At 31.8% G+C, this 16,527-nt stretch carries 17 protein-coding genes and 1 tRNA gene; 8 read left to right on the plus strand and 10 right to left on the minus strand.

From position 1 onward, the window contains the following. Position 1 precedes the first annotated feature (1 nt). The 4 genes from ugpA (at position 2) to H7355_RS07495 (ending at position 4,897) form a co-directional block, all read left to right on the plus strand. Positions 2-883 carry a sn-glycerol-3-phosphate ABC transporter permease UgpA gene (gene ugpA, locus H7355_RS07480; RefSeq protein WP_186646237.1) on the plus strand — a complete coding sequence of 294 codons (882 nt, stop codon included), beginning with the start codon at positions 2-4 and terminating at the stop codon, positions 881-883. Next, positions 884-1,729 (plus strand): sn-glycerol-3-phosphate ABC transporter permease UgpE, encoded by an 846-nt coding sequence (gene ugpE / locus H7355_RS07485; protein WP_186646239.1) that lies wholly within the window; start codon positions 884-886, stop codon positions 1,727-1,729. A 14-nt stretch (positions 1,730-1,743) separates the two neighbouring features. Further along, on the plus strand, positions 1,744-2,790 hold the full coding sequence (locus tag H7355_RS07490; protein ID WP_186646241.1) for an ABC transporter ATP-binding protein: 1,047 nt from the start codon (positions 1,744-1,746) through the stop codon (positions 2,788-2,790). Positions 2,791-2,866: 76 nt separating this feature from the next. Further along, positions 2,867-4,897, plus strand: coding sequence for an alkyl/aryl-sulfatase (locus H7355_RS07495; RefSeq protein ID WP_186646243.1), 2,031 nt, complete (start codon positions 2,867-2,869; stop codon positions 4,895-4,897). A gap of 123 nt (positions 4,898-5,020) precedes the next feature. On the opposite strand, the gene H7355_RS07500 is transcribed toward H7355_RS07495, so the two are convergent. Together H7355_RS07500 and H7355_RS07505 are read right to left on the minus strand one after the other, a co-directional pair. Beyond that, positions 5,021-6,238 (minus strand): glycosyltransferase, encoded by a 1,218-nt coding sequence (locus H7355_RS07500; protein WP_186646245.1) that lies wholly within the window; start codon positions 6,236-6,238, stop codon positions 5,021-5,023. Then, positions 6,225-7,277 carry a class I SAM-dependent methyltransferase gene (locus H7355_RS07505; RefSeq protein ID WP_186646247.1) on the minus strand — a complete coding sequence of 351 codons (1,053 nt, stop codon included), beginning with the start codon at positions 7,275-7,277 and terminating at the stop codon, positions 6,225-6,227. Before H7355_RS07505 ends, H7355_RS07500 begins: the two co-directional genes overlap by 14 nt. A gap of 135 nt (positions 7,278-7,412) precedes the next feature. Here H7355_RS07505 and H7355_RS07510 point away from each other — a divergent pair. After that, a tRNA-His gene (locus H7355_RS07510) sits at positions 7,413-7,488 on the plus strand. A gap of 103 nt (positions 7,489-7,591) precedes the next feature. After that, complete coding sequence (locus tag H7355_RS07515) at positions 7,592-8,158, plus strand: GNAT family N-acetyltransferase (RefSeq protein WP_186646249.1); 567 nt, start codon at positions 7,592-7,594, stop codon at positions 8,156-8,158. 2 nt (positions 8,159-8,160) lie between these two features. Here H7355_RS07515 and H7355_RS07520 read toward each other — a convergent pair whose 3' ends face one another. Beyond that, complete coding sequence (locus H7355_RS07520; protein WP_186646250.1) at positions 8,161-8,589, minus strand: universal stress protein; 429 nt, start codon at positions 8,587-8,589, stop codon at positions 8,161-8,163. A gap of 29 nt (positions 8,590-8,618) precedes the next feature. Further along, the gene (locus H7355_RS07525; protein WP_186646252.1) at positions 8,619-9,041 is read right to left on the minus strand and encodes a universal stress protein; all 423 of its coding nucleotides are present in this window, start codon (positions 9,039-9,041) and stop codon (positions 8,619-8,621) included. Between the two features lie 298 nt (positions 9,042-9,339). Here H7355_RS07525 and H7355_RS07530 point away from each other — a divergent pair, with 298 nt between their 5' ends. Further along, positions 9,340-9,567, plus strand: a complete 228-nt coding sequence (locus H7355_RS07530) for a hypothetical protein (RefSeq protein WP_186646254.1) — start codon at positions 9,340-9,342, stop codon at positions 9,565-9,567. 91 nt (positions 9,568-9,658) lie between these two features. Here the strand turns inward: H7355_RS07530 and H7355_RS07535 are convergent, their stop codons facing one another. Genes H7355_RS07535 through H7355_RS07560 form a run of 6 tightly spaced genes read right to left on the minus strand, consistent with a single transcriptional unit; the run spans position 9,659 to position 15,491 of the window. Beyond that, positions 9,659-11,164: a thioredoxin-like domain-containing protein gene (locus H7355_RS07535; protein WP_186646256.1), complete on the minus strand. Its 1,506-nt coding sequence runs from the start codon at positions 11,162-11,164 to the stop codon at positions 9,659-9,661. A 40-nt stretch (positions 11,165-11,204) separates the two neighbouring features. Then, on the minus strand, positions 11,205-11,636 hold the full coding sequence (locus H7355_RS07540; RefSeq protein ID WP_186646258.1) for a hypothetical protein: 432 nt from the start codon (positions 11,634-11,636) through the stop codon (positions 11,205-11,207). 37 nt (positions 11,637-11,673) lie between these two features. Next, positions 11,674-12,450, minus strand: coding sequence for an ATP-binding cassette domain-containing protein (locus H7355_RS07545; RefSeq protein ID WP_186646260.1), 777 nt, complete (start codon positions 12,448-12,450; stop codon positions 11,674-11,676). After that, on the minus strand, positions 12,450-13,439 hold the full coding sequence (locus tag H7355_RS07550) for a FecCD family ABC transporter permease (RefSeq protein WP_315861828.1): 990 nt from the start codon (positions 13,437-13,439) through the stop codon (positions 12,450-12,452). Before H7355_RS07550 ends, H7355_RS07545 begins: the two co-directional genes overlap by 1 nt. 25 nt (positions 13,440-13,464) lie before the next feature. After that, the gene (locus H7355_RS07555; protein ID WP_186646264.1) at positions 13,465-14,280 is read right to left on the minus strand and encodes an ABC transporter substrate-binding protein; all 816 of its coding nucleotides are present in this window, start codon (positions 14,278-14,280) and stop codon (positions 13,465-13,467) included. Next, on the minus strand, positions 14,277-15,491 hold the full coding sequence (locus H7355_RS07560; RefSeq protein ID WP_186646266.1) for an RNA polymerase factor sigma-32: 1,215 nt from the start codon (positions 15,489-15,491) through the stop codon (positions 14,277-14,279). The genes H7355_RS07555 and H7355_RS07560 overlap by 4 nt, the downstream gene beginning before the upstream one ends. Positions 15,492-15,520: 29 nt before the next feature. Here H7355_RS07560 and H7355_RS07565 point away from each other — a divergent pair, with 29 nt between their 5' ends. Next, complete coding sequence (locus H7355_RS07565) at positions 15,521-16,504, plus strand: diacylglycerol/lipid kinase family protein (protein ID WP_186646268.1); 984 nt, start codon at positions 15,521-15,523, stop codon at positions 16,502-16,504. The last annotated feature ends 23 nt before the right edge of the window (positions 16,505-16,527 follow it).

A 16,527-nucleotide genomic window follows, 5' to 3' on the forward strand; every position in this document is an offset into this window, starting at 1 on the left:
AGTGGAAAAGCGTGCGATATTTAACTCAAAGTTATTCCCTTATTTCTTTTTGGCTCCACAATTATTAATTTCATTCGCATTTTTCTTTTGGCCAGCTTTACTTGCCATTTGGCAGTCTTTTCAAAAGGAAGATGCTTTTGGTTTAAGTTCAGAATTTGTTTGGTTTGAAAATTATACTGAAATATTTAAAGATTCAAATTATATTTCTGCAATTTCAGTAACAATTATTTTTAGTATAAGTGTAACTTTAATTTGTCTTTTTTCTGCTTTATTTCTTGCTGCATTAGCAAATCGAATTAAAGCTGGAAAAATTTTCTATCAGACCCTTATTATCTGTCCATATGCAGTTGCTCCTGCAATTGCAGGAGTTCTTTGGTTCTTCCTATTTAGCCCATCAATCGGATATTTATCTAATATTTTACATAAATTTGGTTTTCAATGGAACCCTAGTTTAAATGGGAATCATGCGCTTATTTTAATTATTTTGTCCGCAAGTTGGAAACAAATTAGTTATAATTTCTTATTTTATTTAGCAAGTTTACAATCCATTCCTAAATCTTTATTAGAAGCTGCATCTATTGATGGCGCAAGTCCAGTTCGTAGATTTATTGATATTGTTATTCCTTTGATTTCGCCAACAACTTTTTTCTTATTCATCATGAATATGATTTATACTTTCTTTGATACATTTGGAATTATATATACAACTACACATGGCGGGCCAGGTTATTCGACTACAAATTTAGTTTATAAAGTTTACGTCGATGGTATAGTAAATTTAAATTTAGGAAGTTCGGCTGCTCAATCTGTTATCCTAATGATATTTGTTTCATTTATAACAATATTACACTTTAGATTTGTTGAGAAAAAGGTACACTATTAAATGGAAACGAATAGAAATTTTTCAACAGCTTTGTCTCATATAATTTTAATTATTGGTATCATCGTCATTACTTTTCCAATCTATTATGCTTTGATGACTTCTTCTCAATCTTTGCAAACTATTCTTTCTGGCAAAACGACACTCATGCCAGGTGGCAATTTTATAGAAAATTATAAGGAAATATTTTCTTCAGACAAAAATATTATCCAAGGCATTTCAATATGGAGACTTCTTTTCAATAGCTTAATCGTTACTTTATGCATAACACTTGGGAAAACAACGATATCTATAATGTCCGCCTATGCAATTGTTTATTTTAAATTTCCATTTCAAAAAATATCCTTTGCACTTATTTTTTTAACACTTATGCTTCCTATTGAAGTCCGCATTGTTCCAACTTTTCAAATGGCTGCTAATCTAAATTTTTTAGATTCTTTTCAAGGATTATCAGTTCCACTCATAGCTTCAGCAACTGCTACATTTTTATTTAGACAATTTTTTATGAGTATTCCAGATGAACTTTGCGAAGCTGCACGTATTGATGGCGCGGGACCTTTAAGGTTTTTCTTTGACACAATACTTCCACTTTCGAAGACAAGTATTGCCGCACTCTTTGTTATTTTATTTATTTATGGATGGAATCAATATTTATGGCCTTTGCTTATAACAACTAAGCAAAGCATGGGAACAATTATAATCGCACTCACTCAAATGATAGCCAACGATGGAACGACTCCATGGCATCTTGTCATGGGGGTATCTCTTATTGCTATGCTTCCTCCTATTCTCGTTGTTGTTCTGATGCAAAAATGGTTTGTAAAAGGATTAATAGATTCCGAAAAATAATTAAAGGTAATATTATGGCTAAAGTTCTACTTAAAAATTTAAAAAAATCATATCAAAATACTCAAGTTATAAAAAATATAAATTTTGAAATCAACGACGGCGAATTTATCGTGGTACTTGGTCCGAGTGGATGCGGAAAATCCACAATGTTGCGCATGGTTGCTGGACTTGAAAATGTATCTGAAGGCGAAATATACATCGGTGAGTCAAATGTGACCAAATTAGAGCCTAAAGATAGGAGCATTGCGATGGTGTTCCAAAATTATGCTTTATATCCCCATATGACTGTGTATAAAAACATTGCATATGGTTTGAAGTTACATAAAGTTCCAAAATTGGAAATTGAAAAAAAAGTAAATAAAGCTGCTGAAATGCTTCAACTTAAAGAATTACTGCATAGGAAACCAAATCAATTGAGCGGTGGGCAAAGACAAAGAGTTGCTATGGGCAGAGCAATCGTTCGTGAGCCTAATGTCTTTTTATTTGATGAACCTCTTAGTAATTTAGATGCTAAACTCAGAACTCAAATGCGCTTTGAAATAAAAAATATCCACAGAAATGTACAAACAACAAGCATATATGTAACTCATGATCAAATAGAGGCAATGACTTTAGCAGACAGAATCATGTTATTAAATAAGGGTGAAATAGAGCAGGTTGGTACTCCTAATGAACTTTATGAAAAACCAGCTTCAATATTTGTAGGTGGTTTTATTGGAAATCCTCCAATGAATTTTATTTCTGGACAAATTGCATCTCGGTATTTAAGTTCTGAAAATTTAAATGAAACAACTGTTGTTGGAATAAGACCAGAAAAAATTCAAATTTGCGATCAAAATTCCTCAATTAAGCAAAATGAAAACCCAATCCCGTTTGAAATCAAAATGTGCGAATCAATTGGATATGAAACTTTAATATATGGGAATATTGAAAAATCTGAAACAGAATTAATAGTGAAAGTCACAAAAAATACTTTTCATGATAAGCAAAAAATATTTTTAAATATTTCTAAATCTGATATACATATTTTTAATAAAAACACGGGAAAGCGAATAGAATAATTTAATAAAGTATTAACAGAAATATAATTTTGAATATATTATTTTAACAATCAATTAAATTACATGGAGAATCAACATGCTAATTAATAATCGAGTAATTAATCGTTTGATTTTTTTTTTGATATTAATTTTCACAATTATTGTATTTGATCTGTTTAAAAGTTCTTTTGCAATGAGTTCAGAAGCAGACAATCGAAACCAAATACAATCAAAAGAACCTTCAAAACACACAATAGCTTTATATGAAAAATTTAGGAAAGAATTACCCTTTGATGATAAAAGGGATTATGAAGAAGCAAAAAGAGGATTTATTGCTGCACCCAAATACAAACAAGTGAGATCTGACAAAGGTCATCTTATATGGGATATGGAAAGTTATAATTTCCTATTGAAGCAAAAACAATACCCAAGTATTCATCCTTCCTTACAACGCCAAGCTGAACTCAATATGGCATATGGTTTATATGAAGTGATACCAAAGAAAATATATCAGGTACGTGGTTTTGATATTTCTAATATTACCTTTATTAAAAGCAAAAAAGGGTGGATTGTATTTGATCCTTTAATTTCAAGTGAAATGTCTAAGCTTGCTCTGAATCTTGTAAATCAAAATTTAGGATCTTTTCCCATTAAGGCAGTGATCTATTCACACTCCCATGGTGATCATTTTGGAGGTATTCATGGAATCGTAAATGAAGAAGATGTTAACTCTGGAAAAATTCAAATTATTGCTCCAAAAGGATTTATGGAAGATGCCATTTCTGAAAACGTATATGCAGGAAATGCAATGAATCGAAGATTATACTATCAATATGGCATTTTATTACCTCGAAATCCCTATGGCCATGTAGATCAAGCAATAGGTAAAAATCTATCCACTGGCACAATGGGTTTAATCCCACCAACTGTTACTATAACAAAAGATTTTGAAACCATGGAAATAGACGGAGTGAAAATGATTTTTCAAAACACTCCTGGAACCGAAGCTCCTTCAGAAATGAATACTTATTTTCCTGACATGAAAGCTTTCTGGGCTGCAGAAAATATCACTAGTTCCATTCATAATATTTATACATTAAGAGGAGCATTAGTTAGAGATGCACTTAAATGGTCTAAACATATTAATGATTCATTATATCACTTTGGCAAAAAATCAGAAGTAATGTTTTCTTCACATTCTTGGCCTCGATGGGGAAATAAAAGAATTCAAGAAGTCATGCGGGCACAACGCGATACCTATGCGAATTTAAATAACTCAGTGCTACACCTTGCTAATCAGGGTGTTACTATAAATGAAATTCACAATATTTATAAATTACCGATTATTTTACAGAAGCAATGGTCAGCACATAGTTATCATGGCTCTGAAGGTCACAACAGTAGAGCAGTTATTAATCGTTACCTTGGTTATTGGGATTCAAATCCTGCAACATTAATTCCTTTATCACCTAATGAATCTGCACCATTATATGTAGAAATGATGGGTGGTGCTGAAAAAATTATTGCAAAAGCTACAAAATTAAATGATGACGGCAAATACATGTATTCCATCGAAATTTTAAATAAATTAGTTTTTGCAGAACCAAATCATCAGAGAGCAAAAGAACTTTTAGCAGACGCATTTGAGCAAATCGGTTATCAAAAAGAAAGTACAAGCTTAAGAAATAGTTTTTTAGCTGGTGCCTTTGAACTTCGCCATGGAATTCCCAAAGGGAACACACCTAAATCATTTGGCCCAAAAATGGTGTCTGCTATGTCAACTGAACTTTGGCTTGATTATATTGGAATACGACTTGGTATTAATCGACCAGAAAATATTCACTTCTCTATTAATCTCCTGACTCCAGATAATGGTGAAAAATTTGCGATTGAATTCAGCAACGCAACACTAACAAATATAAAAGGTTTTCATGCTGAGAAACCTGATTTAGCAATAACCATAAATCGTTCGGATTTAGAAAATGTGATGATTTATAAAACAAATTTAAAAAGTCTTGAAAAAGAGCGAAAAGTTAAAATAGAAGGAAACAGAAAAGTATTTGAACAGTTAATAAGTATGATATCAGAATTTAATTCATCATATGAAATATTGCCTGGTACCAGTTAAAAAAGTTGTTTGGGTTTATTAAGAGTTTCCATCTCTTTAATTTAATTTTTTTAAAAGAATGCGTAGTACTTCTCAATTAATTAAACGATGTTTGGCACATATTTAATAGACAAAGTATAAATTCTAATTTCGGTTAACAAATTCAAATAAATTATCATAATTTTTTAGCGAATACTTCTCAACACCAATTTTTTTTGCTTTTTTTCTTTTCTCAAAATAGTCTTCTTTATCTAAAAATAATTTCGAAGAAGATTCCAAACGATGCTGAAGAAGTTTTGTATCGCCTACTGGAAATATCAGCTCTTTAAAATCCGAGAAAACTTCAGGCAAAGCCCCAGCGTTCGAACTGATTACTGGTGTTCCGCACTGTAAAAATTCAACACCAACACGACAAATCACTTCGCTGTCTAAACTTGGAATTATCCCAAAGTGGACCATACTTATAATTATATCAATATTTGGAATTTTTTCACTGACTATAAATAATTCTTTATTGAGCTTATCAGACTTTAAATAGTATTTATTCTTTATACATTTTCCATCTCCAAATCTTTCGAAATATTTATCATAAAGCATTTCAGCTGACAGATTTGCATTGTAACCCAAAAATACAAGTTGAGATTTAATCTTATTTCCTTCTTTATTATTTAAATCTGCTTGTAAAAATGCATCAATTAAATAATCATGGCCTTTTACCTTATCAAATCTGCCTATTACTAAATATAATAGATTATCGCTTTTGATTGGGGGAAAATCTGTATCGATAAAAATCTCTTCACATTTTTTCTGACTTGATAAAATATTTTGTACAAAATCTTTTGAATAGTATTGAATCATCATTTTATCTTTTGGAATATCAAACTTAACTCTATTTTTTACACAGTCAGCTGCAAAGATAATTTTATTTGTAATTTTATTATACAAAATTTTTGAAAATAGATTAGAACTTATTCCTTGCGCTTGTCCTCTGACTCGGATCAAAATTTTATTTCTCCATAAAAATGGAAATAATATTTTTGAAAGAGCACAAAGACTATGCTCTCTTCCCTCAAAAACCCAAATATATTTTAAAGATTTTTTATATTTAATCAGTTGTCTATGCAAGAATATAAAACTTATAAAGAAATTAAATAAGTTTTGATTGTGTATCGGTACATTTGCAAATGGTATATTATGCTCTTTACATTTTTGATCCATTGCAGTGCTACCAACTTCACTACAGTAAAGAATACAACCTTGCTGACTCAAATATATCGCCAACTGTAAACTGTAATCAGTAACAGCAGAGAACCATGGATTTGAGTTTAAAAAAAGATGTTGTATTTTATTATTTAGACTCAATTTTAATTCCCTTGCGATAAATCATTATCGGATTTGTTAATAACTCTTGCTTTTTATCTGCTTCAATAAGCTTATTCCAAACTTCAATTGGATTTTCAAAACCAACTTGGTAACCCATGTTTTCTATTTTACCTTCACAATATATCATTTCTAATCCTAATTGAAGAGCACACTCGTGAAAATAATTTAAGGATATCCCTTGATCAGAGGGATGCATAAGCGCATCAGCCACAGACACAGAGCCAATTCCTAAATACCTAAAACGTTCCGTTGTAGCAGGTAAAAATCCTAAGTAATTTAAAAATTGCCACACTCGCAACTGTAAATAGTTTAGTAAAATTTTTATTTTGAATCTCTTCTCAAAAAAAGAACTCCACATTTCTTTGTAACGTGCTTGAATTCTCCGTTCAAGCTTTCTCCCATGGTAGCTATAAACCATCAATCTTAAAGCTCCTCCTGGGTTTAAACGCTCTTCAATTGCTTTTAATAGAAGATAGGGATTGGGTTGATGATGCAAAACACCAAAACATTGGATAAAATCGAAGCCCCCCAAAGCTTTCTCTTTCAAAATCATTTCTGCGTTACCTAACAAAAAATTAACTTTTTTTAGACTTTCCTGATGTGTAAACAGGTTTTTAAAACGCTGATACGATATCTTTTTTTTTGCATTTCGCAAGGCTTTTCGGCTCAAATCAACAGCGAGTATCTCGTTTTTCTTATGCAGTTTCCTGAATAAAAGCGGCTCGTCTGTTCCACAACCCACAAGGAGAATTTTATTAGAACTTGGGAAAACCGCCTCTATTTCTCCTTTAAACATAAAGATTTCTTGCTTGTTAACAGTTTTACTTCTTTTTTTAAAGCTCTGACTCATTTGCCAAAGTCTCTGTGCAAATGAAATTCTTCCCAAACTGATTAATTGGGCAAATCCTCCATGGGACGTAAGGTGGGCTTCTACCTTTGGCGAAAGAAAAAAGGGGCGATTTGGGTACGGAAAAAGATCATAAAACTTACGCATTTTTTCAATCTTTAGCTGCTCCATAAGCGCTTCCTTTCTATAAACTATTAAAAATACATAAAATTCATATATTATAGCATATCATAACAATGCTCCAAAAGACTTTAGTTCGCACTTGACACTTAATATCTGGTAAAGTATTGCTGTTGCACTGATCTGGTGGCTGTAGTCAAGCGGTTAAGACAATGGATTGTGATTCCATCATTCGGGGGTTCGAATCCCCTCAGTCACCCCATCAATTCTAAGAACTTCATGAATCAGCTTTTCCTCTTCAAAAAATTTTGACAATTTATAAAAATCTCGTAATATTAAGTCCTTATTAAGTTAAAGGATAAATTATGACTTTGAACAAGGCCCCCCACTTTTCGACGAAAAGACTTCAGCTCCGTTATATTACTGAACAAGACGCGGAAGACATCTTTTATTATGCGAAAAACAGTAACGTAGCGCGCTATTCTAACTATGAGCCCCACAAAAGAATCCAAGACAGTTATAATTTCATAAGAAAATGCCAAGCTCTTAATATCAAAGACTCCTTAAATCCTCTTGCGATCGTTATTCAAGAGAAGGGGAAGGAGAAAATGATAGGGACTGTAGGACTATTCAAAGGGTCTTTGTGTGGACATAATACTTTAGAACTTGGCTATGCTCTCGGCGAAGATTGGTGGGGAAAGGGCTACGTTGTGGAAGCGTCACAAATCTTAATCAACCATGCTTTTAAGCAAACTTATACCCGTAGAATTCAAGCTGTTTGTGTGAGAGAAAATATTGGCAGTTTTCGGGTTATGGAAAAACTCGGGATGCAAAGAGAGGGGATATTAAGAAAGCACGTTTTCAAAAACGATTATTACTATGACGTATATATGTACTCATTGCTTAAGGATGAGTGGGACATTTTTAAATAAAACTAATTATTCACAATAAGAACGTCGCAATGGATTTTATTGGCTATATAATTCGCAGTGGACCCCAACATACCAATAAAGGAATGATGGTGACCAGCAACAATAACAAGATCAAATGCATTTTCTTTAGCAAAAGCAACTATTCCAGGTTTTGGATTGCCAAAAAATACATGCTGCTGATTGGCTTCTAATTTATACTGTCCAGCAACTTCTTGCATTTTTTCTTCAGCTTTTTCCATTATTTTTTTTTCAAGATCTATATCCATAGGATAATAATATCCATGAATTGGCACAGATGCGACAGGAAGCACAACGTGACATAAATGTGTTTCAGCTTGAAATGAATTTGCAATTTCGAAAGATTTCCCTAAAAATTTTAAACTCTCATCAGAAAAATCAGTGCACAACAGAATTTTTTTATACATTGACATGAATAAAACCCCTAATAACTATAAGAAATTTACTTTTTAACTATTAACACATCACAATCAGCCTTATTTGAAAGAACGGCTGCAACAGAACCTAACATACCTAAGCGAGAATGATCATGTCCACCAACTATAATAGCATCAATATTTAATTTTTTAGCAAGATTGAGTATTTCTTCTTTTGCATTGCCTCTTAAAAAGTGAGTATTCTTCTCATGAATAGATAAATTATGAGCCAATTCTGCAAATTTTTTCTTCAGTGGTTCGAGGACATTTTCGTTGAAGTCAAAGGACTGATAATAAAAATAAGACGCTGGAGCCACTATACTCTCATCTCCCAAAACATAGCATAAATGCACATTTGCTTTTGTTATTTCGCGTAACAAAAGGGTCTTTTGAGATACAGCCTCTGTTACTTCTGAGAAATCGATAGCCATTAATATATTTTTATACATAACTGACCTCATTTTAAATAAAATATCGAATTTTTTACCTACTCATAAAACTTATAAACCCACCCACAAAAATTCATACTCCAATTTACATTTATATTGCACAAGTTAAATAAAGGCAATTTTTCTCGTGAAAATAGAAACTATTGCTAACCAGTTATTTCTCATTTAAATATTTCATCTGCGCTTCTTTAATAGATTTTACGAAATTATTACTTTTCATCTTTAATAAAATACCAAATTCATATATGCTCTATATCTAGCAGCTCTAATATTAATTTTATCCACTATGAGGACCAATATGTTTCTTAAATATTTAGTATACTTTTATCTATTTGCATTTTCCACTTCAATTTTTGCAGAAAAAAATCAAACACAAGAAATTTTTGAGCCAAATTTTATAGAATATTTGGTCTCAGACTTGGCCTATACGGATTTTATTAATAAATGTCTTGCAGATGGTAAAGATATTAATCTATGTGAATTTGAGTTCAGCAATTATGTAAATCATTATTTAAGATCATTATAAATATATATTAAAATAAATCCAATATAAAAGAATAAAGACAATAAATTTTATATTTTTGTAAAAAAATTTGACTCTAATGATATATTAAAAATTAAACGATATTTTGCGTCAGCATATATTTAGGGACATCTGATATATGCCCGAAAGGGCCTGAATATATGCTCTCAATAGGAATAACATCTAAAGAGTCAATACTTTCTTTTTGAGTGACTTTAGCTTCATCAATAACAATAATTCTATGACAATTTGTATCAGAAATAATTAACTTCCCATCAAACCATGATATACCTGAAGGTTCATTTAATTTTTCAGTAAGATGAACTGTACCTAAATAATCTTTATCAACAGAATAAATTCTTAATGCATTATTATAGCTATCAACAATATAAAGATTATTACTCGCAGGACTCCAAGCACAACTCAACGGATGTTGAAGTCGAGCCTCTGCTCCAAGACCATCACAAAAGCCAAAATCGAAAAGGCCTTCTCCTACGAGACTCACAATCATAGTTTTACCAGATTCATTCCAGTTTTTAACCACAAGGCGAATTGAGCTTGTTTCACTGTCAGTAAATGCGAGCACAGTGTCGGATATCGCTGTTATCCCAGAAGGCTGAGCAAGAGCAGCAAATGAAGCGGGGCCATCCACTATATCCTCTCGCCCAGATCCTGCAATATGTAAAATAGATTCATCTTTTGCAATAAATAATACAATTTGATGACTGCCTGCGCATGTTATTGCAAGATCATTTCCCCAAACACAGACATCTGTTGGAGAGTTAAGAGGGGCTAACTTAGCCACATATTCTGAACGACTCTCGAACACACCCTTATCGCCCTTACCAGCAATCACACGATATTTCCGCTGAGGTTTTCCTTCTAAGTCGAAGGCAATGAGTCGGTGATGCTCAGAGTCACAAACGATGAGTTCACTTTTCCAAACACAACAACCTTGAGGGGATAATAAGATTCCTTCACCAAATGAAGAGACAAACTTTCCTTCGGAGTTTAATTGCACAATTCGATTATTATAGGTGTCAGATACAAAATAATGAACTAAATTATTTATTTTTGTTGCCACAGCTTTTGTTGGATAACGAAAATTTAATTTATCTTCAATATTTTCCCATTCACATAATTTTATCTCTGGCAGAGTTTTATTCTGTAACAAATTAATTATTTGTTCTTTTAGAATTTCATATTTATTTTCCCCAGAAGTCGAAAAAGCAATCATTCCGTCGCTATCGATCAATATAAAGGTTGGCCAAGAACGTACTGCAAATTTTTTCCAGAGCTGCATTTCTTCATCTACAATCACTGGATGTTGAATATTTAAACGGTGACAAGCATCTTTAATATTGTCATAATCTTTTTCGTGTGAAAATTTAGCACAATGAACTCCCAAAACAACCAACCCTTTTGGACAAAATTCTTCTTCAATTTTCTTTAAATCATGCAATATATGTACACAATTTATACAGCAATATGTCCAAAAATCTAGTAATATTGGATGACCTTTAAAGTTTGCTAAACTAATATTATGTCTTGCATTAATCCATTTAAATTGGGGAGGGAAGTCGGGGGCATGAACCGGCATTGTGACACCTATAATAAAAAAACTTGTTATAGTTTTTATTTTACTTCATTTTGAAACGATCAAAAAGTCCCTTAATCATTTTATAGTCCATTTTAAGCCCAGAAATACCCTTACGTTTAATTAAGACAACAAGCTTTGGCAAAAAAATGACAAACGCAATCAAACCAAAAAGTAGAACAAAAGTAAATATAACCAGAAATATAGGTATAAATAAAATAAATGATAAGATTGAAGGCTTATTTTTAGTAAAGACGGCTCCATTAGAAAAAGTCCAAGAAAATGAGCGAAATTGATTATCTTGCTTCATATTAGAAAAATTTTGCGAAGAATAATCAATGTCTGGATTTATAGATAAATTATTCATTTCTTTTTCAGATTTGATTGAAGAAGTTTCATTTTTACAAGAACCTTCTTCTGAAATAAATTCAGCATCAATAACATCATTATATTTATTAGACTCATCCTTCTTCATAAAAACCTCTTGAACAATGTAAAAGATTAGTTGAATTTTAAATACTCAAACTTTCATTAGAATTAAAATAAAATTCATCTTTATTATTTAAATCATAAAGTTTTTTAAGAATATTTAAATTCCAAAAAATATCTGCTTTAGAATTCCAAGTAAGAACTCCATTATTTAAGGCACAAATTCGATTTGCAATCATTTTTGCAAAATGTATATCATGAGTAGCTATAAATATTATTGCTTTATTTTTAACTACGTAGTCTTTACATTTCTCGATAAGATTTATTTTATGCTTTAAATCTAGATCTCCATCAGGTTCATCTAGTATTAATATTTTTGATTTCCTTTGCCATATTCTAGCCAATTGAACCCTTTTCCACTCTCCACCGCTTAAAAGAATAATTTCTTTTTTTGCTTGAGAAGCAATATCAAAATCTCTTAATACACTCGAAAAGTCAAATGAAAATTCAATGTTTAACTTCTGTAAAATATTAATATTATCGTCTCTCTCAAGCAGCAAAAACTCTTCAACATTAAAGTTTTCTGCTCTGGCTAAGGATTGCGGCAGCCAGGAGATTATACGAGATCTGCATAAACTATTAATATTATTTATTTTTTCTTTATTTATGAATACGTTACCATAGGTTGGCTCTATAACTCCAGCACATATTTTAAGCAAAGTGCTTTTTCCAGCTCCATTGTTACCTAAAAAACAAATAATTTCACCTTCATTAAACTCAAAGTTTATATCTTTTAACAAAGTTTTCTTATTAAGCACTGAATAAAAAAGTTTTTCTGCCCTGAAGTTTAAACTCAACATTAAACCTTTTTCCTTATTAAAATAAAGGCCAACACGGGTGCCCCAAGAATAGCTGTAAAAATACCCAACGGCAATTGAGCGGGCGAGAATAAAGAACGCGAAAGTGTATCAGCATTGACTAGGACTATAGATCCTAAAATCATACTTAATATACATTCAAACCTTGCAGAAAACCTATGCATTTTTCGAATCATATGCGGAATTATCAGACCAATAAAACCTATAGAACCAGCAGTAGAAACTACAAGTGAAACTAAAAAACAAATCATTACAACTGAAATTTTTCTTAATTTTACTGGATTAAGCCCCATAGATTTAGAAAAGTCATCTCCAAATGACATTAAATCAAAATAATTTGCATTTCTTAGAAGGAAAAAAGCAGGTACGATGGACATCGTATAAAAAATAAATAATTGAATTAAGTTTATCGGTTGTAACGTGCCTATCATCGCATTGTGAATTTCAGAAAGCTGTTCTGGTTTTGCAAGTGTAATAATCATCAAAGTAATTGATGAAAAAAAAGAGTTTATAATAATTCCTATTACTGGATAAATGTATTCATCATTAACACTTTTAATTCTTTTTCTAAAAAATAATAAAATAAAAAAAGACAAAAAGCATCCTATAAAAGTAAAAACTGACTGAAATGGAATGAGATTTTGTAAAGTTAATTCAGAAAAAAATTGAATTGAACTTAGAATGATAAATAGAGCTAAAAAACATGTGCCACCTGATGAAATACCCAGTATAAAAGGATCTGCCAACGGGTTTCTAAGAACTCTTTGCAAAACACATCCACTTAATGCTAAAATAGCACCAACCAAAGCAGCTTGCATAAGACTATTAAATCTCAACTCCAATATTCTATATTCTATACTAGAAAAAGTTAGTGATGAATTTAAAACTTCACTAAGAGAGAGCTGCACAGACCCATGATAAATACTTAAAATAGCAGATATAAAGAAAATGAATACATATATAGAACACACTTTAAAAGAAAAATTTGATTTCAACTCACAAACTTTCTATAAATTTTATACCTTCTACTATTCTTGGCCCAGGTCTTACTAAAACATCGTCAGGGACAATTATGACTTTAATTTTATCAATATCATTTCCATAAATATTCTTTATGTTTTGTGTCTGTATTTTTAAAGATTCGTCGATATTTTTACCTTTAATTGATCCAACTAAAATAATATCAGGTCTGTTTTTTATTAAAAATTCTTTAGTTATAATTGGATATTTTATAATACTTTTACCAACAATATTTTTTAAACCAGATTTTAAAAACAGTCCACCTAGCCAAGTATCTTCACTTACTGAATATAGTGGATTAAATTGTAGAGCAAATAAAAATGATTTATTTTTCTTTGGTTTATTTTCAAGAGAAAATAATGCTTCTTTGATTTTTTTCGCAACTATTTCACCTTTTTTTTCCGCACCTAATTTCTTTGCGATATCATTAATTATAACAGGTAAATCTTCTGCTCGTTCTGGATTAACTTCTATTATGTTAATCCCATATGACTTTAACTTATTCAATTTAGCTATTGGATTTCCTTTGGTCGCTAAAACTACTGTTGCGCCTGATGTTAATATTTTTTCAAGACTTGGATCATTGTATTGTCCTACTTTAAAAATCGACTTTGCTTTAATAGGATAATCGCATAAAAATGTATTGCCAACGAGCTTACCTTCAAGTTCTAATGCAAATACTATCTCAGTTAGATTTGGTGCCAAAGTAACAATTTTTTGCGTATTATTTGCATAAGCAATTTGGAAATAAAATAAAATTAGAATTACAAAATGAAAATATTTAATTCTCATTTTGTAATTCCAGCAGCGATAATTCTATCTTTAATTTTCTTAATAACTCTCGCTTCTAATTGACGAGCTCTTTCACGAGTTATTCCATATTTATCACCAACATCTTGGAGAGTGATTGGCTCATCCGCCATAATTCTGTTATGAAAAATAAAAGAATCTCTTTCATTTAAATCTTTTTCAACAAATGCCATTTCTTTTCGAAGAATTTTTAGAAGCTGTTCTCTTTCATAAGAAAGTCCAGGATCTTCGGAGTCTGACATAATTAAATCGACTTGACGAGCGTCTCCTTCTTCACCCACTGGTGTGTCTAAAGAAACATCATTTTTCGTTAATCTTTGTTGCATTTCGATAACATCATTTGGCTGAACTCCAATTTTTTCTGCCAATAAATTCGCATCGAATTTTTGCGTTAAAGCGTAAAGCCTTTCAGCCTCTCCACGCAGCCTAAAAAATAATTTTCTTTGTGCGTCAGTCGTTCCCATCCTGACAAGACTTTTATTATCCATTAAAAATTTCAAAATATAGGCCCGTATCCACCACGCACTGTAGGTTGAGAGCTTGACTCCACGATATGGATTAAAACGATTGACCGCCTGCACCAAACCCGCATTGCCCTCTTGAATAAGATCGAGAATTTGCGAATATGCCCTACGATATTCCATAGCTATTTTGACAACTAATCTAAGATTTGCCGTTACAAGTTGATTGCGAGCATTCATTTCATTGTGCTCATATGCCCTTATCGCTACTTCTTTTTCTTCTTCACGGGTCATCAGAGAATAGCGGCGAAGCTCAGCCAGATACCTCTGAAGCGCATTGGTGGTAACAAGCCCAGGTTCTTTCCCTGTTATTTCAAAGGTATCATCTAAATCAATATCCTCTTCTTCATATTCAGAATCTTCGCTTTTCAGAGCAGGTAAAATGTCTGTATCATCTAAGATGACTTCAGATTCAGAGTCTTTATAATTGTCTACATCTATTATATCGTGGTGTCTTGATGACTCATTAGAATCATCTTCTTCGTCCAATATTTCAGCATCTAGCAAATCCGCTTGTTTTGCCTTGGAATGTTTAGTTGGTTTTAAATATGAGTCAGACGTTTTTGATTTTTCTTGTACTGAAACACGAACAAAAGACTTCTTTTTTGAATTTTTGGTCTTATCATTTTGTGTTTCATCTTCAGTAATCACAATCTCTTTCTTACGAGTCATAGGGTTTACTCCCTGAAAAGGAATCTACAATGCTCAGAGTCGGAATTATTTCCAACCCTTTTGCAAAAATCAATAAACTCAACCCTGAGTACAACACTCATCTTTGGTATATCTTAGCTAATAATGGGCAACTTGAAGTTACCCGCTCTCTTGAACAGCTTAATCAAGTGTGCCAAGAATTTAGCGAAAGAAATATCAACTTAGTTGGAATTGTTGGTGGCGATGGAAGTATTAGTCTTGTACTTTCAGCAATATACAAAGCATATGGGGCAGAAAGACTTCCTAAAATTCTCCTTTTAAAAGGAGGAACGATTAACTTCCTAGCTTCAAATTTAGGTATTAAAAACGAAGCAAGAACGTGCCTAGAAGACACAATACAGCTCATCAGCAAAAAACATACCATGAAAGAAGCTATTCTCAGTACAATCCATGTCAATGGGCGACTTGGATTTATCTTTGCAAATGGAGTAGCTGCCTCATTTTTAGAAGAATTTTATAAGGATAAAACCAATTCCTTTGGTGCCGCACTTAAGGTTGCAGGATATATAGCTGATGGAATTTTTCAAGGAAAATTAAACGGAGAATTCCACAAAATTGTTAAACAACAGAAGATGAAAATAGAGACTTATCCAACCCCTCTTTATAACGATATTTCCACAAATTCACAGATAAATAACAAATATAGCATGATTTTAGCCTCAACTGTTCCAAAACTGCCTTTGACAACTCGCTTCTTTAAAAAAGTTGTTATGGGTGATAATTCAGCAGAAATGATTGCGATATCGGAAAAGGGTTCAAAGCTCTTAAAAGGTGCTATTAAAGCCCTATCTGGTGGCTGTATTTATAACTTACCAAATGTAAATTCTATAAAATTTCAAAAAGCAAATATCACTTGTGAAGAAAATACTTCATATTCTCTTGATGGAGATCTTATTTCAAACCCTGATGGTAAAATCAGCATTGAAATGGGGCCAAATTTTGTGTTTTGCTCTCCTTACGATATAGCTAAATAAATATTATTTAGCTGCTAAAGGAA

Source organism: Fluviispira vulneris (genome assembly GCF_014281055.1).
GTDB lineage: Bacteria > Bdellovibrionota_B > Oligoflexia > Silvanigrellales > Silvanigrellaceae > Silvanigrella > Silvanigrella vulneris.